The organism is Xanthomonas hortorum (assembly GCF_011305375.1).
Lineage (GTDB): Bacteria > Pseudomonadota > Gammaproteobacteria > Xanthomonadales > Xanthomonadaceae > Xanthomonas > Xanthomonas hortorum_E.
Genome location: NZ_VCME01000010.1, coordinates 88425 through 107149 on the forward strand (window position 1 = coordinate 88425; position 18725 = coordinate 107149).

Consider the following 18725-nt stretch of genomic DNA (forward strand, 5'->3'; position numbering starts at 1 on the left):
ATGACGCGCTGCCTGCAGACTCGGCCATGACGGTTCCGGGCGGCTCCTTCCACGCCTGCCTACGACGATCCGCACGCGTTGTCAGTCACGCCCTGCCGGTACTGCAGCGCTGCGCTACTGCGCCACAGCCGCCGCGACGGGGGCCGCATCCAGCTCCACCGTCGTAAACGCGGTGCCGTGTTGCGGATGCGCCTGCCATAGCGCCGCCAACGTCTGCCCACTCAACGGGTCGACAAAGCCGGGCGCGATATCGGCCAACGGCTTCAACACGAACGCATGCTTGAGCTCCGGCCGCGGAATACGCAGATGCCCGGGGCCTTCGATGATGCAATCACCGAAGAACACCACATCCACATCCAGCGTGCGGTCGCTGAAACGCGGGCCGCTGCGGTCGCGGCCGTGCGCGTCTTCCAGCGCATGCAGCCAATGATCGAGCGCGTGCAGATCCAGATCGGTGTCCAGCACCACCGCGTTGTTGACGAAGTCCGGCCCATCGAAGCCCACCGCCGGCGTGCGGTACGCAGGCGACACGTCGAGCTGGCCAAAGCGTGCGCGCAAGGCGTCGACGGCCAAGCGCAGGTAGTGGGTCGGCTGGACATTGCTGCCGAGGCTGAGAAGCACGGTGGTCATGCGTTATTCGCGCATGCGGCCGGCGTGGGCGTCAACTGTTGCAATCGCATTGCACTTGAACAAGCACGCCCGCAACGCGCGAAAACCCCTGGATCAGGCCATTTCGAGCGCGTGCGACACGGCACGGAACACCCGGCGCATTTCCAGCGGCTTGCGCAGCACATGCACCGGGATATCCGCCGGAAAGTGCATCCGCTGCAGCGGCGCGCCGACATCTTCCAGCACGATCGCCGGGCCCTGATAGCCCAGCTCCTGCATGCTCAATAGCACGCTGACGGCTGAGAGCAGAATGATGTCGCTGTCGATGATCACCAGGTCGGGCATGGCGTGTGGCTGCACCAGTTGCAGCGCGGCCGCGCCATCGGTGGCCAGCTGCGGCTGATAGCCCTGGCTGGACAGTGCATTGCCCAGCAGCGACAGGCGCGTGGCTTCGCCGTCCACCAGCAGGATGCGTTGCCCCTGGCCCAGCGGCAGCGGCGGCTCGGTGTCGGCAACCGCCACCGCGTTCGAGCGCATCGGCACCAGCATGTCGAAACGCGTGCCCTCGCCCAGCCGGCTGTCGACCAGGATGCTGCCGCCGTAGCTTTCGATGATGCGCTTGCACGAAATCAGCCCCAGCCCGGTGCCGTCGGCCTTGGTGGTGAAGAAGGGGCTGAACAGGCGTGCGCGGGTTTCATCGCTCATGCCCACGCCGGTGTCGGCCACGCTCATGCGCACGCGCGCATCGTCATGGCGATCGGCCGACAGAATCAATGTGCCGCCACCCGGCATCGCCTGGATCGCGTTCAAGCCCAGGTTGAGCAGGCATTGCTGCAGTTCGGTGTAATTGGCCTCGATGGTCAGATCCAGGGCGATCGTCTCCATCTGCAGGAGCACGCCATCGGGCAGGCTGCTTCTGAGCAGCATCTGCACGCCCTGGAACAGACTGGCGACGGACACCTGCTCGCGCGGCTTGTTGGAGCCGCGCACGAACGACAGCATCGACTCGGCCATCTCATGCCCGCGCCGGCCGCACTCGGCCACCACCTTGGCCAACTGACGCAGCTGCGGGTCGTCGGTGCGCCCGGCCAGCAGGTCGGGCACGATCAACAACGGCTGCAGGATATTGCGCAAGTCGTGACTCAAGCCGGCCGCCAGCATCGCCAGGCTTTCCAGCCGCTGCGCGCGCATCAGCTCGCTCTCCACGCGCTGACGTTCCAGGTCGGCACGCGCTTCGCGGATCGCGCGGATCACCGCACTCGGCAAGCGGGTCGGGTTGTGCTTGATGATGTAGTCGTTGGCGCCGTCCTGCAGCGCCTTGACCGCCGTCTCCTCGCCCATGGTGCCGGAGACGAAGATGAAGGGCGTGGCGCCGTTCTGGCGCACCAGACGCAATGCCTGATGGCCGGAAAACCCGGGCATGCTCAGATCCGACAGCACGATGTCCGGCTGGAATTCATCCAGCGCGCTGCGCAGCGAGCGTTCGCTGTCCACGCGCTCGAACGCCGCGTCGATGCCGGCATCCAGCAGCTGATCGGACAACAGCTCGGCATCTTCCGGTGAATCTTCCACCAGAAGGATCTTCAGCTGCTCCAGTTTGCCACCCTCTTGCAGCATGGTTCAGTCCAGCTCCGGTGCCTGATTGATGACTGCCCAGAACGTGCCGAGCGTCTTGACTGCATTGAAGAACTGATCGACATCCACCGGCTTGACCACATAGGCATTCACGCCCAGGTCCCAGCTGCGGGCAAGGTCGCTCTCTTCGCGCGAGGACGACAGGATCACGATCGGCAAGCGCTTGAGCGTCTCGTCGCCGCGCACCTGCTTGAGCACTTCCAGGCCATCCAGCCGCGGCATCTTGATGTCCAGCAGCAACACCGCCGGCAAGCCTTCCTCGCGATCGGCGAACGCGCCACGACGCAGCAGGTAGTCCATGGTTTCCACACCGTCTTCGACGTGCACGATGGGGTTGGCCAGGCGGGCTTCACGCAGGGCGTCGACCGCCATTTCTGCATCGGCCGGGCTGTCTTCTGCCAGAAGAATGGTACGGATGGCACTCATGCATTGAACTCTTGGTTGGGCGCTTCATGCGCAGGGGGAAGCACAAAATGGAACGTGGCGCCTTCGTCGACGACACCCTCGGCCCAGACCCGGCCGCCGTGGCGCGTCAACACGCGCCTGACGCTGGCCAGGCCAATGCCGGTACCGGCGTATTCGCTGGCCTTGTGCAGACGCTGGAACACACCGAACAACTTTGCGCTGTACTCCATATCGAAGCCGGCACCGTTGTCGCGCACACTGAATTGATGGCCGCCGTCCGGCAGCGGCCGGTAGCCGACTTCGATCTTGGCGACCTCGCGCTTGGCGCTGTATTTGACCGCATTACCCAGCAAGTTCATCCACAGCTGGCGCATCATGTTTTCGTCGGCCACCAGCACCGGCAGCGGGGCGATGTGCCATTCCACACGGTGGCCGGTGTTTTCGCTCTGCACGCTGGAATCCAGGATCGCGCGCGTCTCCGACACCAGCGATTGCATGTCCACCGCCTGCAGACGCAGCGCACTGCGGCCCAGGCGCGAATACACCAGCAGATCGTCGATCAGCGACGCCATGCGCCGCGCCGAGCTGCTGATCACTTCCATGTAGTGACGCGATTTTTCGTCCGCCGCATCGCCCAGGTGACGCGCCAGCTTGTCCGAAAAACCGGCCACATGCCGCAACGGTGCGCGCAGATCGTGCGAGACCGAATAGCTGAAGGCTTCCAGCTCGCGGTTGACCTCGGACACCTGATCGACCTTGCCTTCCATCTGCCGGTTGAGTTCCTGGATGCGCTGTTGCGAGGCTTTCTGCAGGCTGATGTCGCTCACCGTCATCAGTACCACGTCTTCGTCGTTGGTATCGGGCAACGGCATGCGTCGCGCGTTGATCAACATGGTGCGCAGCACGCCATCGGCGCCGCGCTGCTCATGTTCGTAATCCCACAACTCGCGGTCGCGCAGCAGCACGTCGGCAAGTCGCTGATGAATCTGCGCATCGCGCCACACGCCCTCGCCCACGTCCTCCAGCGACATCGATTCGTTACCGCGCTCTTCCAGGCCATACAACTCGGCGAAGGCCGGGTTGTGCAGCATGATGCGCTGTTTGTCATCCAGCAGCACGATCGGCTCGCGCACGGTCTGCAGCACCGAACTGGCGCGGCCATTGGCACGCAGATATTCCTGCTCGGCCGCCAGGCGGCGACGGATCTGCCGCTGCAGCAACCAGATCACCGTGCCCAACAGCAGCAACTGCACGGCCAGCGTCGCCCAGCTCAACACCGCGTAATGCGTGCGTTCTTTGGTGGCGCGCGTACTGCGCAGTTCCAGCAACTTGCTTTCGGCGCTTTGCAACTCGTCGATCAACAGCCGGATCGGGTTGCTCAAGGTCATGTCGTCGATCAACGCACGGATCTGCGCCGGATCGGTGGTCACCGCGATACGCTCGGCCAGCAGCAAGCGGCGCTCGATCGTGCTCTGGATGCGCCCCATCCGTACTTGCTGAGCCGGGTTGTCCTTGGTCAGCACGATGAGCTGATGTACCGCCGCCAGCGCTTCACGCCGGCCACGCCGCATGCGCTCCAGCAAGGCAGGGCGCACCACACCATGCGAGCGCATCAGCGCCGCCGATTCGGTGTCGCGCATCGCCGCTTCCAGACGTTGCGCGGTCTCCTGCACGTCCTGGCTATGCGAGACCCACACCGCGGCCTGATTGGCGTTGTGCGCCATCTGCTGCAATAGCAACGAGGGCACCACCACAATCAGGAACACGGCAACTGCCAGCAAAGGCAGGCGCCAGCGATCCCATCTGTCTGCTTGGACCGTTGTCTGCATTACTCGATCTGTATCCGCTCGCTGCAAGGACCCGAAGGCGAGCCGGTATTATCCCCGACCAGACCCAAGGTGAGATTAATGATTCAGATTTGTCACGCCGATCCGTGACATAGCTGAATGGGCATATATCATAAGTGCAGCAAAGGTGAAAATGGCGAGAGCGGCCCGCCGTCTGTCGGCTGGCCTGCGACACACCAACAAAAAAGGCGCACTCCGTAGAGTGCGCCTTCGTGCTCAGGCCAACCGCCTCGTCGCGACGGCCCGGCATCTGTGGCTGCGATTACTTCTTCGCAGCAACAACCTTCAGACCCACCGACTTGACGCTCTTGACGCCTTCGATGCCCTTGGCCACAGCCACGGCCTTGTCGTGCTCGGCCTTGGTCGCGACCGAACCGGTCAAGGTCACGATGCCGTTCTTGGTCTCGACCTTGACGTCGGTACCCGACACGTTGTCGGTGGCCAGCAGATCGGCTTTCACCTTGGTGGTGATCCAGGCGTCGGTCACCGGCTTCTTGGACTCGTCCATGCTGGCAGCGTGGTCCTTGTGATCGGCATGTTCCTGCGGCGCCGCGAATGCCTGCGAGGCACCCAGCGTCAGGCCGAGCGACAGCGACAGAGCCAGCAACTTGCGTGCATGCGTCATGTTCTTCATCCGATACCCCTTCCAGTGAATGTGGCCGCAGTCTGCAGTGGCGTTCGTCGTGCAGGTGTGACTGCCGGATGCAGAGGTTGTGAACCTGGCGCACACGGGCGTGTGCAATACCATGGACGCTTCCCCAGTCGTTGCGATGAACCGTTTTCAATGCCTAAACCGTTCAATCTGGCCGTCGTCGGCTATGGCTATGTCGGCCGCACCTTTCATGCCCCGCTGATTGCCAGCACGCCGGGTTTGCAGTTGCACAGCGTGGTGTCGTCCAAGCCGCAACAAGCGCAGCCCGACTTCCCTGATGTGGCCGTGCTTGCCGATCTGGAAACCGCGTTGGCCGACCCCGCGCTCGATGCGGTGGTGCTTGCCACGCCCAACCAGACCCATGCGCCGTTCGCCTTGCAGGCACTGGCCGCCGGCAAGCACGTGCTGGTCGACAAACCCTTCGCACTGGATGCCGCACAGGCGCGCGAGGTGGTGGATGCTGCCGCAGCGGCTGGGCGCATCGTCAGCGTGTTTCAGAACCGCCGCTGGGACGCAGACTTTCTCACCGTGCGCCGGCTGATCGACGAAGGACAGCTGGGCGAGGTGGTGGAATTCCATTCGCACTTCGACCGCTACCGCCCGCAGGTGCGCGACCGTTGGCGCGAGAGCGATATCCCCGGCGCCGGGCTGTGGTACGACCTGGGCCCGCATCTGCTCGATCAGGCACTGCAATTGTTCGGCACCCCGCAAGCGATCAGCGCAGATCTGCAGCGCCAACGCAGCCAGGCACGCAGCGACGATTATTTCCATGTGACCCTGCGTTACCCGCGCCTGCGCGTGATTCTGCATGCCGGCTCGTTGGTGGCCGATAGCAGCCTGCGCTTTGCCGTCCACGGCACCCGCGGCAGTTATCTCAAGCACGGGCTGGATACGCAGGAAGACCAACTACGCGCCGGGCGTCGCCCGGGCACCGCCGGTTGGGGTGTCGACCCGCTGCCCGGCACCGTCACCCGTGTCGATGAAGAAGGCCGCGTGCACACCCATCAACCCGACACCCTGCCCGGCGACTATCGCAACTGCTACGCCGCATTTCGCGATGCATTGGCCGGTACCGGCCCGGCACCGGTCAGTGGTGCAGACGCCGTGCAATTGATGGAGCTGCTGGAGCTGGCGCAACGCAGTGCCGCGTCGGGACAGGTGCAGTGGCTGGATGGTGCCGGCGCCACGTCTGGCGACCGCTGAAACGACTGCGCGCCCGCAAGGCAGGCGCGCAGAAACTGCTTCACTCGCTGACGCGTTACGCGTCCTTGCTGCCGATCGTCGGCGGTGTTGCGGTGGTGGTCATCACCGCATGCCCACCGAACTGGTTGCGCATCGCCGCCAGCAATTTGTCGGTGAACGAATCCTTGTCGCGCGAGCGCAACCGCTCCATCAGCGACAGCGTGATGATCGGCGCTGACACTTCCAGATCGATTGCCTCGGCCACCGTCCAGCGGCCTTCGCCCGAATCGGCCACGAACGGGGCGATACCCGCCATGCTCGGGTTGTGCGCCAGCGCATCGGCGGTGAGATCCAGCAACCACGAACGCACCACGCTGCCATCGCGCCAGATCTCGGCGACCTGGTGCAGATCCAGTGCGAAATCGGTCTTGTGCTGCATCAGCGCAAAGCCTTCGGCATAGGCCTGCATCATTCCGTACTCGATCCCGTTATGGACCATCTTGGTGAAGTGGCCCGCACCGCTCGGGCCAACGCGTCCCCAGCCCTTGTCCGCTGCCGGCGCCAACGTGGCCAGCACCGGATGCAGCGTGGTCACTGCCGCCTCGTCGCCGCCCACCATCAGGCTATAGCCTTCCTGCAGACCCCAGACGCCGCCGCTGGTGCCGCAATCGACAAATGAAACACCGCTGGCCTGCAACAGCGCGGCGCGGCGTTGCGAATCCTTGTAATACGAATTGCCGCCATCGATGACGATGTCGCCGGCCTGCAACAACGGCAGCAGCTGCGCCAGGGTGTCATCGACGATCTTGCCTGCCGGCACCATCAACCACAGCACCCGCGGGCTAGGCAGTGCCGACACCAACGCTGCCAGCGCATCGGCAGTGACAATGCCCTTGGCCTGCGCACTGCTACGCGCGCCCTCGCCCGGGTCGTAGCCGTGCACGCGATGCCTGCCGTGTACCAGACGCTCGGCCATGTTGGCGCCCATGCGGCCCAAACCCACCATACCCAGTTCCATAATCGCTCCTCATGATCTGATCAGTGCAGGGTGCCACGCCGGGCGTACGCTGGCGTGGCGGAATTCTCAATGGATCGTTCCGCAGCGGTGCCGGCGCTGCACTGTTGCAGCTGCCAATCGATCCAGCGCCAGTACAACGTGCTGCGCAGATTGTGCAAGGTCAGCTCGATGGCATACGGCGTGCGCGGATTGCGGTCGAGCAGTCGCGCCACGTGATAGCCGATCGGCTTGACGCCCTTGGGATGCACGTAGACCAGAAAGCCCTGATAGAACGGATCGTCCAGTAACGCTTGTAGCGTTTGCAGCTGCGCGTGTTGTTGCGCATCGAGCGTGGCGCGCAGCTGCGCATCGCGCTCGTACAACAAACGCTCGAAGCGGCGCTTGCCCCGCCCGCGCAAGTCCTTGGCCAGTTCCCAGATCTGTCGATTGAGCGCGTCGTAATGCGCAAAGCCGCCGTGCTGCGCCAACGCCTGCGCCGCCGCATCGCTGACATCCACCACCACGAAGTTTTCGGCCTGGTTATGGATATCGTCCAGATACGCCTTGTCGAACACATGCGCGATGAATCCCGGCGCGCCGACAAACGCCTGGCGCCCCAGTTGCGCCGTCTTGACGGCCTTGCCGTCGGCAAAGAATTCGCCGGCATGCGCACCCAGCAAGATGCTGTCGGTGTCGTGCAAGGTCAAAAAGGTACCGATCGACAACTCGCCAGGCGTAAACACCTGATCGAATCCGGCATCGCCGTACAGCTCGCGCTGCGTGGCCAGCTGCGCCACCTGACGCCCCACCCCACATTCGGAACGCACCTGGCCGCTGTAGAACGCATCCAGCGCCTGCGCATTGCTGCCACGCGGCTGATAGCCGCGCCCGAAACTGCGAAAACCGCTCCAGCCCTGCGCCGCCGCGCCACGCCAGCCGAAGCCGATCCAGCCCAGTTGCACGGCCGAAAACCGATAGTGCGGGTTGTCTTGCAGCTGCGTCGTTGCACGCCGCGTGGCCGCGCCGACTTCGAACGCATAGGCGCACTGCGTGGCGGAATCGTCCAGCAAGGCCTTGAGCGATGCGCCGCGCTGTTGCGCGTTCCAATTTAGTGGAAGCGTCAGCTGCAGGTCGCCGGCGGCGCGTGCCTGCGCGAGCGAGCCGCGCGTACACGGTTCTCCACGTTGGATCACCGGCGCACTGACCGCAGCGCTGCGAATGTACCAGCCCAGGCGCCGCAGCAATGCTTCGACGCAGTCCACCCCTGCAGCGTTTGCTGCCTCACTTGGCGCGGCGACGGCGACCTGCAGCAATTGCGCGGCCAACAAGGCCAAAGCAAACATTCCGTTGCGGCAAGTGCGAAAAAAACTCATCGCTGCGATGTGGTGTGAATCGACAACACGGCGCTGCACCCTCAAACGTAGAAAGCCCCGGCATGACCGGGGCTCGTGAAAATCAATACATCACCTTCAGCGGCGTTCGCAGACGCGCTCGACCTGACGGTTGCCGTTGGCTTGCTGACGATTGCCCTGGATGGTGCGGCCCGCAGCACCGCCGGCGACTGCACCAGCCACGGTTGCCAGCTTCTTGCCGTTACCGCCACCGACCTGATTACCCAGCAGACCACCGACCACTGCGCCTGCAACGGTGCCGCCGACGCGATTGGGGTCGGTCGAATTCTTCTGCACTTCGACATTGTGGCAGCGCACGCGCGTGCCGTCATTGAACTTGCGGCCTTCGTCTGCTTCCGTATAACGGTGCTGACGCGAATGGGTCTGGGCCTGCGCGAAGGTGCTCGTCGCCATCAGGCTGATCAAGGAAATACCCAGCAGGGAATTGCGCATCTTCATCGTGGTCTCCGTCGTTCTCGCCCACTCGGCGAGTCATGGCTGCACTCTCGCGGCTCGGTCGAGAACGCAACGTGAAGCGCGCAGCCGGCTATTCAGGTTCCGGAGCGAAGCGTGAACTCTAACGTCACGGCTGAGTTGCGGGCTCGGTCTGCGGCACGTTCATCGGCGTGGATGCAGGTGCAGGTGCAGGTGCAGGGGGCGGATCCTGGGCCTCGACCGGTAGCGGCGCAACCGGCGGCTGTTCGACTGTTGTGGAAGCAGACGTTGCGGCAGCGGCCGGCACTGCAGTCGCGGGCGTTGCAGCCGCTGCGGTCGGCACGGGTGCCGCCGCCGCAGGTGTAGCCGCAGCCGGATGTGGCGGTGCAACTGGCGCGGGGGCCGCACTCGCAGCGGCAGGCACGGCCTGGGTCACATTGGGCAGATACGAGTTCAAGCGCTCGAAAAAGCGCTTGTAGAAAGCCGCGTCCTGCACCGTGGTGGTGGACACACGCACCAGCGAATCGCCGGTGCTGCCCACCGGCAGCGACAACGAGCCGAGCACGCCAACACCCACGCTGGCCGAGGTCGAGCTCTTCTTCAGTGCATAACGATCCTGCAGCGCGCTGACGAACACCTGCGCCTTGCCGCCCTCCTGCGTGGCGCAGGAAATGCGCAGATTGAGCTGCTCGCTCTGGTCGGCTTCCTTGAGCTGGAAGTTCTTGCTGCCTTCCACGCCCGCGGCATCGGCGCGCGTGACCGCATAGCCCTGGCTCAACAGCACGCGCCGCGCGGCCTCGCAAGCCTGCATCGAGGTGGCCGCCACACTGCGCGAATAGGTATCGTCGGAGTTGAACGACTCGCGCATCAGCATCGTGTCGCCCTTGCTGCCACCGCAGCCAGCCAGGGTTGCCAGCGCGCCAAGCAGCGCAGTGCGCGCGATCAGGGAAGAACAAGACATAGAAAATTTCCGGCATCCAAAACCGGCAACGAGCATAGCCGCAACCCATGTGCGCGTGGCGTGGCGTTGCCGGATCAGGGCAACGGCGGTTCATCCGCCGGCAATTGCAGGTCCAGCTGCAGGCAGCTGCCGTCTGCGCCGATGCGCTCGGCGCGCAGATAGTGGTGCGCGCGGACCGCAGCCAGCGCCACCGGCACCCGGCACGGCTCGCCCCACAGGCTCAACGCGAATCCCTGCGCCTGCAGCCAACCGGTGAGGCGGTCCCACAGTGGCTGCTCGGCTTGCAGGATCAGGTCCAGATCGGCCGGACCCTGGGGCACCAAGTCCGGCGACTCCAACCAACGCGCGTAGCTCCCGTGCACCACCACCGGCAGGCCTTGCGCCCGCACCGCCTGCAGCAACTGCGCCGCCTGCTGCAGGTCCAGCCGCGGACGGCAATGCTGAAAAATCAACGCGTACTCGTGACTGCGGTTGCTTTGCGTGCCGGCATGCGTCAGCGCAGCGCCCGGCCGTTGGTAGCAGAGCACCCGTTCCTCGCGCAGCGTGAACAGGCTGGCGAGGATCCGCACCAGATCCCACGCCTGCGGGATCACCCGCCCACCAACAACGACGTTTTCCACCATCGCCACGCCGAAGCCATCCGGCCGCAGCCGCTTTCGCAATGCATGCAACACCGCGCGCATGCCGGACAGATAACCCGCGTAATCGGCACTGGCATACAGCTGCCCAGGCAGTGCTTCACCGCGCCAGTGGCAACCGAAATACGGCACGTTGGTCAGACACAGATCGATCGCCGCAGCGGGCGCGGTGTCGGCCAACGTGCCGACCACGACCGGCGCGTGCACACCATGCCGTTGCAAGCGCGTGCGCGCCAGGTGCGCACGTGCGGGATCGATCTCCAAGCCATGCGCGTTGCGCCCTTCCAGCGCCGCAGCCAGCAGCGTGCTGCCGAAACCGCAGAACGGATCGAACACCTGCTCCCCCGGCGTACTGAAATGCCGCACGAAGGGGCGCATCTGGTTGACCCATCCACAGTCGCGCCCGCCAAGCGGATCGGTTGCGCACAGGTCATCGGGCAGTGCCCACGCGGGGTCGTCCGGCGTCGGCGTCCACCAGCTGTGTTGATCGAGCTCATCCATCGGATGGGTCCCACAGCCGATCGGCATCCGGATCCCAGCCCGCGCACAAACGGCCGTTGGCGAAGAACACCAGCTTGTAGAGGTCGCCGGTGGCATGCCGCGCGTGCATGGCCGCGTAGTCGGCGCTTTCGAACACCACCTCCAGGCTGTCTTCGCTGCGCATGCGCAGATTCCAGAAGTAATAGCCCTCGGTCATGCCGTCCGCTTGCCAACGCGACCACCACGGCTGCTGCATGCACTGCGCCAACAAGGTTTCCATGCCGATGCGATGCTGCTCGATATGGCGCCAAGTGCCATTGCTGCGGTACGCATCGTCCAGACGCGACAACTCGCGAAAGATCACCTGGCTGGCGCCGCAACTGCGCGCCCACGCGATGTACTGCGCCACGGCATCGGCACTGTCCACACCACCGCGTTGCACGATGCAGACCAGTCGCACCGGCACGCGCGCCGCAATGCCTCGTGCCGTATGCGCGAAAGTGGCCGTATCGGCAATCGGCTCGCCGGGGCGAAAGCGCATGATCGCGTCGTTGCCCGCCTGCAGCGGGTGGTGACGCGACAGCTCGATCCACGACAGGCCGAAGTCCACCAAGGCATCGATCAACTGCGCACCCTGCGCACGCGCAAACCCGGCACCATTGCTGTACAGCACACGCTGCTCCACACGCGGGCCGTTGGGCGTTGTTGACAAGGTGTGCAGCAAGGCCTGCAACCAATCCGCATCGTCGGTCATCTCCAACCCGGACAAGGAATACGACAACGGCACCTTGTGCAGCAGCTGCAACGCAGCGCTCAACTGTGCGAAATAGTCCGGCCCCGGACGCAACATCGCTGCGGCCAGGCCGCCGCCGTGCCGGCGCAGGTTTTCCGAACAGAAACCGCAGCGCGCCGAACACGGCCGCACCGACGCATACGGCGTAAAGGTGATCGGCAACGCCACCCGATACGCGCGCTCGCCGATGCGCAGCGCATGCCATCGGCTTGTCTCGCTCTGCTGCGGCACGCGCCGCCGCAGGCTGGGCGCCGCAGCACGCAGCCCGGCCAACAGTGGCGATGCAGACAGCAACGAAGCCTCGTCGATGGAAGCGTCCATGCCGCTGCCTGCGCGCCGAACGTCAGCGACGCGCGGCGTCGGCACGCGCGCGCACCTGCTCCAAGGTCCACTCCTGCTGCATGACGCCGTTTTCCCACACCGTCACCAGCGCATCTTCGCTGTCGGCGCTGGCGGCCACTTCGTCGAGCAAGGCGCTGCGATAACTGCCATCGCCGCGGTCGCGCAGCAAGGTCAGACGCCCCCGCTTGCTCTGCTTGCCCTTGTCGGTGATCGGGTCCTTGTAGACATCGATCCATTGCCCGTCCACACGCACCGCCGAGCACTTCAGCGCGAACTTCTGGGTGTCGCGGTCCACCTTCTGCAGCAACGCACCGCCCATGCCGAAGGCGACGTTGTCGGCGGCATACCCGACGGCAGTGATGCGTTCGAGAATGGCGTGCAGCGATTGCGGATTGATGCCATCGCCCTGGATCACCCGCACATGGTTGAGCACCTTGTAGCCCTTGCCGTTGAGTTGATGGCCGAAGGCGTCGTCCAGCAGCAGCAGGCATTGTTCGACCACGTCCACTGGGTCGCCGGAATCGGGGCGGATCACCACCGTCGCGCCGGAGGCGATGATCTCTTCGCGCAAGGTGGTGCCCCAATGCTCGCGAATGGCGCGGTAGATGTCGTAGCTGTCCGACACCACTGCGACCAGCGAGCCGGGGCGCGCGAACTGGGTCAGCATATTGCGATACGCATCCACCTCGCGCTCGCGGCCCCAGCTGGTGATGGTGCTGTGCTCGGCGGCGGGAATCGAAAACCCCGCCACCGGCGTGTGGTAATGCGCGCGTGCCAGCAACAACGCCGACAAGGTATCGGTGCCGAGAAAGTTCACCAGATGCGCCGCGCCACCGAGGGCGGCCGAGCCAAGACTGGACACGCCACGCGCGCCAAAGTCATGCAGCTTGAAGGGCAGCTGCCCTTCCGGGTCGTCGCTCGTGCGCTCCAGGTAATCGCGCACGATCTGCTTCACCTGCCAGCTCACCGTGGCCACGGTCACCGGGTACCACACGCGCAGTAGCAGCGTTTCCAGATACGACGGCACCCAGAATGCCTTGGCGTCGGTGGATTCGATGGTCATCAACACGTTGTGCGTGGGCACCACTGCGCCTTCGGGCACGGCGCGGATGCGGATCGGCAGCTGCCCGCCAAGGCGGTCGACGATATCGCGCCAGCCAGCTTCGTTGAACGGCTCGCCATGCGCGGCCAATAGTTCCTTCGCATCGTCGATATCGGCGTGCGTCACCGGCCGGTTGATCGCTTCTTTCAGGATCGACTGCAGGCCGAAGAACACGGTCTGGTCGTACACGCCACCGCGCGATTCCACATAGAAAAACGCCGCATCGGTACCGGGCGGGTATTGCAGCCAGTGGCTGGCCTTGTAGCTGTCGGTGTTGAGCAACAGGTTATCGAGGTAATGCATGACGGAAGCTCCTTCGCGTCGAGTGAACCAGCGGTCTATCCGCCGGCGGGAGGTCATGGTTCAAGCCGACACACGGTGCAAGCGGCTGCTTGATCGTCAGCAGCAGCACACAGCAGGTGGTGTCGCTCTCAGCCACGACCCAGGAAAAATTCAAGAATATGCAGATGGTCTTCGTACAAGCGCGGGGCCATCGCCATCACTTCGGCGATCGGAATCCAGCGCGCCTTGTCGGCATCGTCGCCGCCGCGTACCGCGGGCAACTCGCCGGCCGGAAATTCGAAATGGAATGCATGGGTGATGGTGCGTCCACGCAGGCTGCGCTCGGGATGATCGAACACCTGGCGCCCCCGCAATGACCCCTTGAGCACCGGCACCGGCACCTTGAGCCGGGTTTCCTCGCGCAGCTCGCGCAGACAGCCGTCCAGCAGACCTTCGTCCTGGCCGATGAAACCACCCGGCAACGCCCACAACCCCTTACCCGGCTCGGCGCGACGACGCACCAGCAACACATGACCCGAATGCACGACCACCGCATCGGTGGTGACGAAGGTCGGCGCATACGGCGCGTCCTTCCACGCGGCGCGGTATTGCTCGATGAAGCGGTACTCGGCCACCAACTGCGCATAGCTCGGGGAGTTGCGTCGAAACGCCTCCAGCATGTCGTACACCGGCGCCGGCACATTGCCGCGCAACATCAGCAAGCCACCGTGGAAACCGATTTCGCCGGCTTCGAACAGATAGCGGCGCAACTCGGTGGCCGACAGCGTGGCGGTGTGTTGCACATCTTCCAGCGGCCACTGCGGAAACTCACGCAAGTAATAGCTGCTGGCATCCTTGTCCATGCCGATCAGGCCGATGCGTGCATCGAGCGTGCCGCCATCGGCCTGCACGGCTTCCGCCACCTGGCGCTGCACGTCGGCGATCCACAGGCTTTCGTTATAAAGATGGTCGCGCAACGGCCGCACTATCAACCGGTCGCTCTCGCCCGGCAACGCGGACTCGATCATCACCGCGCGTTCGGCAACGGTCCACGGATTGCGAATGGTACGGGGCGTGTCGGCAGAGCCGATCAACACAATGAGCTTGTTCGCCTTGCCCAGCGCGTGGCGGGCGACGGCGGCGTGGCCGTTATGAAAGGGCTCGAAACGCCCGATAAACACGAGATAGTCGTACTGCGGTGCCATGAGAATCCCTCACGGTTGAGTGGTCAGCCAGCGGTCTATCCGTTGGCTTGGTGCAAATGCTACGCCGATGTGCGGCGGCGTCAAGCCTGCGATGCAGCGATGCACAGTGATCTATCTGTCATGGCAGCTGACTAAACTTGGCAGCCTGTCCTTATCAGGAATTCGCCTGTATGCCGCGCCAATCCCTTCGCGTTGTGTCACGTTGCTTGCTCGCTGCACTCGCAGTGCTGTGCATCGCAGTACCTGCATTGGCCGCGCCTGCGCCCGCGCCACTGCGCGTGATGTCGTTCAACGTGCGCGTGCCGGTGGATACCGACGGCGACAAACGTTGGGAGGTACGCCGCACGGCGATGGTCGCGCTGATTGAACAAGCGCACCCCGACGTCTTCGGCACGCAAGAGTTGGTGAAAGAACAGGCGCAGTATCTGGCAGCACAATTACCCGATTACCGCTGGTTCGGCAAAGGCCGCAGCGCCGATGGCAGCGACGAACACATGGGGGTGTTCTACGACAGCCGTGTCCTGAGCGTGGTGGAATCAGGCGACTTCTGGCTGTCCGAAACGCCTGAAATTCCCGGCAGCAGCAGTTGGAACACCGACCTGCCGCGCATGGCCACCTGGGCGCTGTTCGAACGCCGCAGCGACAAGCGCCGCTTCTATCTGTTCAACACCCACTTCGCTCACCGCGACCAGGACGAAGCAGCGCGCGAGCACAGCGCACGCGTGATCCTGTCACGCATCGCAACGTTGCCTGCCAACATTCCGGTGGTAGTGACCGGCGACTTCAACAGCGATCCCGACAACGGCACCTACCGCACGCTCACCGCTGTACTTGGCGATGCACGGGCACATGCGACCAAGCGGCAAGGCCCGGAGAAAACCTTCCAGGATTTCACCACCCACCCGACCCGACGCATCGACTGGATCCTGTTCCGCGGCCTCACACCCACGCGCTTTTCCACATTGGATCAGCGCCCCGGCGGCGTGCTGCCGTCAGACCACTATCCGGTGCTGGCCGAACTTGCCTGGCCGCAGTGACTTCGCGACAGCCCGTGTCCCGCGATGCTAGGTGGGCAGGGCCCTGCAGCCAAGCAACAGATCAACAATCAAAGCTCAGGTCGTCGAGGGCTCGGTGCCCTCACCGCTCGCGGGACACGCCGTGAACCCCTCCCTGGGGGCTCGGTGGCGGCATCCATGCCGCCACACGGTCCCGCAAGCAGCGAGGACACCGCACCAGAGAGTTATTCGGCTGCTATGTTGAAAGCCGGCTGGTGATTTCGTTGCGTTGCGAAGCTGATCGGATGCGCAGTTATCCAGACAACGCGTCATGCCTTGCTTGCAACTCTGCACACCGACCATCTCCACTGGTCCTTGTCCGCCCACCCTCGCGGGACCTTACGCGGCATGGATGCCGCGTAAGAGCTTACAAGGACGTACTTGCAGCGTGTCCCGCGAGGGTGGGCGGGCAAGGGCCCTGCAGCCAAGCCACAGGTCATCCGCTCTTAGTCAGCATCAAAAAAAGCCACCGCATGCGGTGGCTTTTTTGCACTACAAACAACCCAAGACGATCAATCAGCCCAACGTCCCGGCGCAGTCGACTGCGGCAGCACCTGCGCCGATAACGGCTGGTCCTGCGACAGCAGACCCAGCGCGTCGGCAATGATCGCGGCCGATTCGTGCAACAACGGATCCGGGCGCTTTTCTGCAGCCTTTTCGCGTGCAGTGTCCTTGACGATGTCGCGCTCGTTGCCGGTCAGGCCGTCGTCGCTGTCCTCGGCAAGCGGGTCCAGCGGCAGGCCTAGCTGCTTGCGCACCTGCTGACGATCCTTGCGCTGCTGATCCTGCTTCTGACGCTCGGCAACGCGCTCGGCTTCGTTCAACGAGATGAACTTCTTGGCCTTCTCATCGCGGAACTGCTTGACGTCTTCTTCCCACCACTGGAATTCCTTGTCGGTGGCGATACGCGCGGTATGCAGGCCCTGCAACTTGGGCAACAGCGGCGCGAAGTTGCCGTACTGGGTATGCGGCGCGGCGGCGATGCGTGTCCACGGCAGCGCGTTGTCGTAGGTGCTCTCACCGAACTCGGTGGCATCCACGCTGGCCGGGAATGCGATGTCCGGCACCACGCCCTTGTGCTGGGTGCTGGAACCACTGACGCGGAAGAACTGCGCAATCGTCAGCTTGACCTGACCATAGCGCTGACCTTCGGCAGCCGGCCAACGATCCAGATCAACGATGTTCTGCACCGTGCCCTTGCCGAAGCTGGTCTCGCCGATCACCAACCCGCGACCGTAGTCCTGGATGGCGCCGGCAAAGATCTCCGATGCCGATGCCGAACCACGATTGATCAACACGCCCAGCGGACCATCCCATGCCACCTTGGGATCGCTGTCGCCGTTGACGGTGACGCGGCCGCCGGATTCGCGCACCTGCACCACCGGGCCTTGCTGGATGAACAGGCCGGTGAGCTCGATGGCTTCGTCCAGCGAACCGCCGCCGTTGTTGCGCAGATCCAGCACCACGCCGTCGACCTTGTCGGTCTTGAAGCCGGCCAGCAGCTTGGCGACGTCACGCGTTGCCGAGGCATAGTCGGCCGCGTTGCGACGACGGCCTTCGAAATCCTGATAAAAGCCCGGCAACTTGATGATGCCGATACGCCGTTCCGGCTCGCTGCCCTTGGCAGGCAACGTGATGGTTTCGCCCTTGGCGGCCTGCTCGGCCAGACGCACCTTCTGCCGGGTCAAGGTGACAGTGCGGTGCTTGCCATCGATACCCGACTCGGCCGGGATGTACTCCAGACGCACCTGGGTGTCCTTGCTGCCGCGGATCTTGGCGACCACATCGTCGATGCGCCAGCCGATCACATCTTCGATCGCGCCGTTCTTGGCCTGGCCCACGCCGACGATGCGATCGCCCGGCTTGAGCGTGCCATCCACCGCCGCCGGACCGCCCGGGATGACCTCGCGGATCACCACCATGTCGTCCTGCTTCTGCAGCTGCGCGCCGATGCCTTCCAGCGACAGCGACATCTGCTGATTGAAGGTCTCGGCGGTGCGCGGGGTGAAGTAATCCGTGTGCGGATCGACTGCATTGGTGTAAGCGTTGACGAAGAACTGGAACACATCCTCGCCCTTCAACTGCTTGACCGAGTCGGCCAGCGAGACATAACGCTTGTCCAGCGTCTTGCGGATGTCGTCAGGCTTCTTGCCGGCCAGCTTGAGGCGCAGCCAATCGTTCATCACCGACTGCCGCCACAGCACGTCCAGCTGCTTGTCGTCTGCCGCCCACGGCACGTCCTTGCGGTCGTATTCGAACTTGTCGGTGCCGGAGAAATCGAAGTCCTGCTTGAGCAAATCGCGCGCGTACTTGGCGCGCTGATCGACGCGCTTCTTGTAGACCGAAAACACTTGGAACGCCGGCTCCAGATTGCCGCCACGCAACGCATCGCCAACGCCCGTCTGCAACGGCGCAAAGCTATCGATGTCGGCCTGGGTGAAGAACTGTTTGCTGCCGTCCAGCGTTTCCAGATAGCGCTTGAAGACGTCCTTGGACATCGCCTCGTCCAGCGTGCGCGGACGATAGGCATAGCGGCTGTCGGAGAGCAGACCGTAGACCAGCTTGGTCGCGGTGGCCTGGTCGGGCGTGGCTGCGGCCGGCAACGCCGTATCGGCGCGTGCGAGCAAGGCCATCGGAGTAGTCAACACCAGCGCCAGCAGGCCGGCCTTCATGGACGTAGAAACGTTGTAGGTCATCGAATGGCTCTCGGCACG

General features: G+C 64.1%; 16 protein-coding genes. 2 read left to right on the top strand and 14 right to left on the bottom strand.

The features are described from left to right. Positions 1 to 114: 114 nt before the first annotated feature. The 5 genes from folK to FFY45_RS11120 form a co-directional block, all read right to left on the bottom strand. Complete coding sequence (gene folK, locus FFY45_RS11100) at positions 115 to 630, bottom strand: 2-amino-4-hydroxy-6-hydroxymethyldihydropteridine diphosphokinase (protein WP_176340475.1); 516 nt, start codon at positions 628 to 630, stop codon at positions 115 to 117. A gap of 93 nt (positions 631 to 723) precedes the next feature. Continuing rightward, entirely contained in the window at positions 724 to 2226 is a 1503-nt protein-coding gene (locus FFY45_RS11105; RefSeq protein WP_176340476.1) for an ATP-binding response regulator, read from the bottom strand. A gap of 3 nt (positions 2227 to 2229) precedes the next feature. Then, the gene (locus tag FFY45_RS11110; protein WP_006452631.1) at positions 2230 to 2670 is read right to left on the bottom strand and encodes a response regulator; all 441 of its coding nucleotides are present in this window, start codon (positions 2668 to 2670) and stop codon (positions 2230 to 2232) included. Beyond that, the gene (locus FFY45_RS11115; protein ID WP_176340477.1) at positions 2667 to 4478 is read right to left on the bottom strand and encodes a sensor histidine kinase; all 1812 of its coding nucleotides are present in this window, start codon (positions 4476 to 4478) and stop codon (positions 2667 to 2669) included. The genes FFY45_RS11110 and FFY45_RS11115 overlap by 4 nt, the downstream gene beginning before the upstream one ends. Positions 4479 to 4758: 280 nt before the next feature. Continuing rightward, positions 4759 to 5130 carry a BON domain-containing protein gene (locus tag FFY45_RS11120; protein WP_176340478.1) on the bottom strand — a complete coding sequence of 124 codons (372 nt, stop codon included), beginning with the start codon at positions 5128 to 5130 and terminating at the stop codon, positions 4759 to 4761. Positions 5131 to 5280: 150 nt separating this feature from the next. Between FFY45_RS11120 and FFY45_RS11125 the strand changes: the two genes are divergently transcribed. After that, complete coding sequence (locus tag FFY45_RS11125; protein WP_176340479.1) at positions 5281 to 6351, top strand: oxidoreductase; 1071 nt, start codon at positions 5281 to 5283, stop codon at positions 6349 to 6351. Positions 6352 to 6406: 55 nt separating this feature from the next. Here the strand turns inward: FFY45_RS11125 and gnd are convergent, their stop codons facing one another. The 8 genes from gnd to FFY45_RS11165 form a co-directional block, all read right to left on the bottom strand. After that, positions 6407 to 7348, bottom strand: a complete 942-nt coding sequence (gnd, locus tag FFY45_RS11130; protein ID WP_176340480.1) for a phosphogluconate dehydrogenase (NAD(+)-dependent, decarboxylating) — start codon at positions 7346 to 7348, stop codon at positions 6407 to 6409. A 20-nt stretch (positions 7349 to 7368) separates the two neighbouring features. Further along, positions 7369 to 8670: a hypothetical protein gene (locus tag FFY45_RS11135; RefSeq protein ID WP_176340481.1), complete on the bottom strand. Its 1302-nt coding sequence runs from the start codon at positions 8668 to 8670 to the stop codon at positions 7369 to 7371. Between the two features lie 126 nt (positions 8671 to 8796). Further along, the gene (locus tag FFY45_RS11140) at positions 8797 to 9177 is read right to left on the bottom strand and encodes a glycine zipper 2TM domain-containing protein (RefSeq protein ID WP_115037735.1); all 381 of its coding nucleotides are present in this window, start codon (positions 9175 to 9177) and stop codon (positions 8797 to 8799) included. Positions 9178 to 9301: 124 nt separating this feature from the next. Then, positions 9302 to 10114, bottom strand: coding sequence for a DUF2242 domain-containing protein (locus tag FFY45_RS11145; protein WP_176340482.1), 813 nt, complete (start codon positions 10112 to 10114; stop codon positions 9302 to 9304). A gap of 74 nt (positions 10115 to 10188) precedes the next feature. Next, positions 10189 to 11253 carry a DNA methyltransferase gene (locus FFY45_RS11150; RefSeq protein ID WP_176340483.1) on the bottom strand — a complete coding sequence of 355 codons (1065 nt, stop codon included), beginning with the start codon at positions 11251 to 11253 and terminating at the stop codon, positions 10189 to 10191. Continuing rightward, positions 11246 to 12346 (bottom strand): hypothetical protein, encoded by a 1101-nt coding sequence (locus FFY45_RS11155; protein ID WP_176340484.1) that lies wholly within the window; start codon positions 12344 to 12346, stop codon positions 11246 to 11248. Before FFY45_RS11155 ends, FFY45_RS11150 begins: the two co-directional genes overlap by 8 nt. Before the next feature lie 22 nt (positions 12347 to 12368). Continuing rightward, a complete protein-coding gene (locus tag FFY45_RS11160) occupies positions 12369 to 13772 on the bottom strand; it encodes a nicotinate phosphoribosyltransferase (protein WP_176340485.1) in 1404 nt (467 codons plus the stop codon). A gap of 128 nt (positions 13773 to 13900) precedes the next feature. After that, the gene (locus FFY45_RS11165; protein WP_176340486.1) at positions 13901 to 14956 is read right to left on the bottom strand and encodes a bifunctional nicotinamide-nucleotide adenylyltransferase/Nudix hydroxylase; all 1056 of its coding nucleotides are present in this window, start codon (positions 14954 to 14956) and stop codon (positions 13901 to 13903) included. Between the two features lie 170 nt (positions 14957 to 15126). On the opposite strand from FFY45_RS11165, the gene FFY45_RS11170 reads away from it, so the two are divergent. Beyond that, positions 15127 to 15993, top strand: coding sequence for an endonuclease/exonuclease/phosphatase family protein (locus tag FFY45_RS11170; RefSeq protein ID WP_176340487.1), 867 nt, complete (start codon positions 15127 to 15129; stop codon positions 15991 to 15993). A 530-nt stretch (positions 15994 to 16523) separates the two neighbouring features. Here FFY45_RS11170 and FFY45_RS11175 read toward each other — a convergent pair. Continuing rightward, the gene (locus tag FFY45_RS11175) at positions 16524 to 18683 is read right to left on the bottom strand and encodes a carboxy terminal-processing peptidase (RefSeq protein WP_176340524.1); all 2160 of its coding nucleotides are present in this window, start codon (positions 18681 to 18683) and stop codon (positions 16524 to 16526) included. Between the last annotated feature and the right edge of the window lie 42 nt (positions 18684 to 18725).

What these genes read in the sequence shown, in the direction of transcription:
- FFY45_RS11175 (WP_176340524.1), bottom strand. Translation starts at nt 18,683, where the DNA reads ATGAAGGCCGGCCTGCTGGCGCTGGTGTTGACTACTCCGATGGCCTTG.
- folK (WP_176340475.1), bottom strand. Translation starts at nt 630, where the DNA reads ATGACCACCGTGCTTCTCAGCCTCGGCAGCAATGTCCAGCCGACCCAC.
- gnd (WP_176340480.1), bottom strand. Translation starts at nt 7,348, where the DNA reads ATGGAACTGGGTATGGTGGGTTTGGGCCGCATGGGCGCCAACATGGCC.
- FFY45_RS11105 (WP_176340476.1), bottom strand. Translation starts at nt 2,226, where the DNA reads ATGCTGCAAGAGGGTGGCAAACTGGAGCAGCTGAAGATCCTTCTGGTG.
- FFY45_RS11155 (WP_176340484.1), bottom strand. Translation starts at nt 12,346, where the DNA reads ATGGACGCTTCCATCGACGAGGCTTCGTTGCTGTCTGCATCGCCACTG.
- FFY45_RS11165 (WP_176340486.1), bottom strand. Translation starts at nt 14,956, where the DNA reads ATGGCACCGCAGTACGACTATCTCGTGTTTATCGGGCGTTTCGAGCCC.
- FFY45_RS11135 (WP_176340481.1), bottom strand. Translation starts at nt 8,670, where the DNA reads ATGTTTGCTTTGGCCTTGTTGGCCGCGCAATTGCTGCAGGTCGCCGTC.
- FFY45_RS11140 (WP_115037735.1), bottom strand. Translation starts at nt 9,177, where the DNA reads ATGAAGATGCGCAATTCCCTGCTGGGTATTTCCTTGATCAGCCTGATG.
- FFY45_RS11150 (WP_176340483.1), bottom strand. Translation starts at nt 11,253, where the DNA reads ATGGATGAGCTCGATCAACACAGCTGGTGGACGCCGACGCCGGACGAC.
- FFY45_RS11160 (WP_176340485.1), bottom strand. Translation starts at nt 13,772, where the DNA reads ATGCATTACCTCGATAACCTGTTGCTCAACACCGACAGCTACAAGGCC.
- FFY45_RS11145 (WP_176340482.1), bottom strand. Translation starts at nt 10,114, where the DNA reads ATGTCTTGTTCTTCCCTGATCGCGCGCACTGCGCTGCTTGGCGCGCTG.
- FFY45_RS11120 (WP_176340478.1), bottom strand. Translation starts at nt 5,130, where the DNA reads ATGAAGAACATGACGCATGCACGCAAGTTGCTGGCTCTGTCGCTGTCG.
- FFY45_RS11110 (WP_006452631.1), bottom strand. Translation starts at nt 2,670, where the DNA reads ATGAGTGCCATCCGTACCATTCTTCTGGCAGAAGACAGCCCGGCCGAT.
- FFY45_RS11170 (WP_176340487.1), top strand. Translation starts at nt 15,127, where the DNA reads ATGCCGCGCCAATCCCTTCGCGTTGTGTCACGTTGCTTGCTCGCTGCA.
- FFY45_RS11125 (WP_176340479.1), top strand. Translation starts at nt 5,281, where the DNA reads ATGCCTAAACCGTTCAATCTGGCCGTCGTCGGCTATGGCTATGTCGGC.
- FFY45_RS11115 (WP_176340477.1), bottom strand. Translation starts at nt 4,478, where the DNA reads ATGCAGACAACGGTCCAAGCAGACAGATGGGATCGCTGGCGCCTGCCT.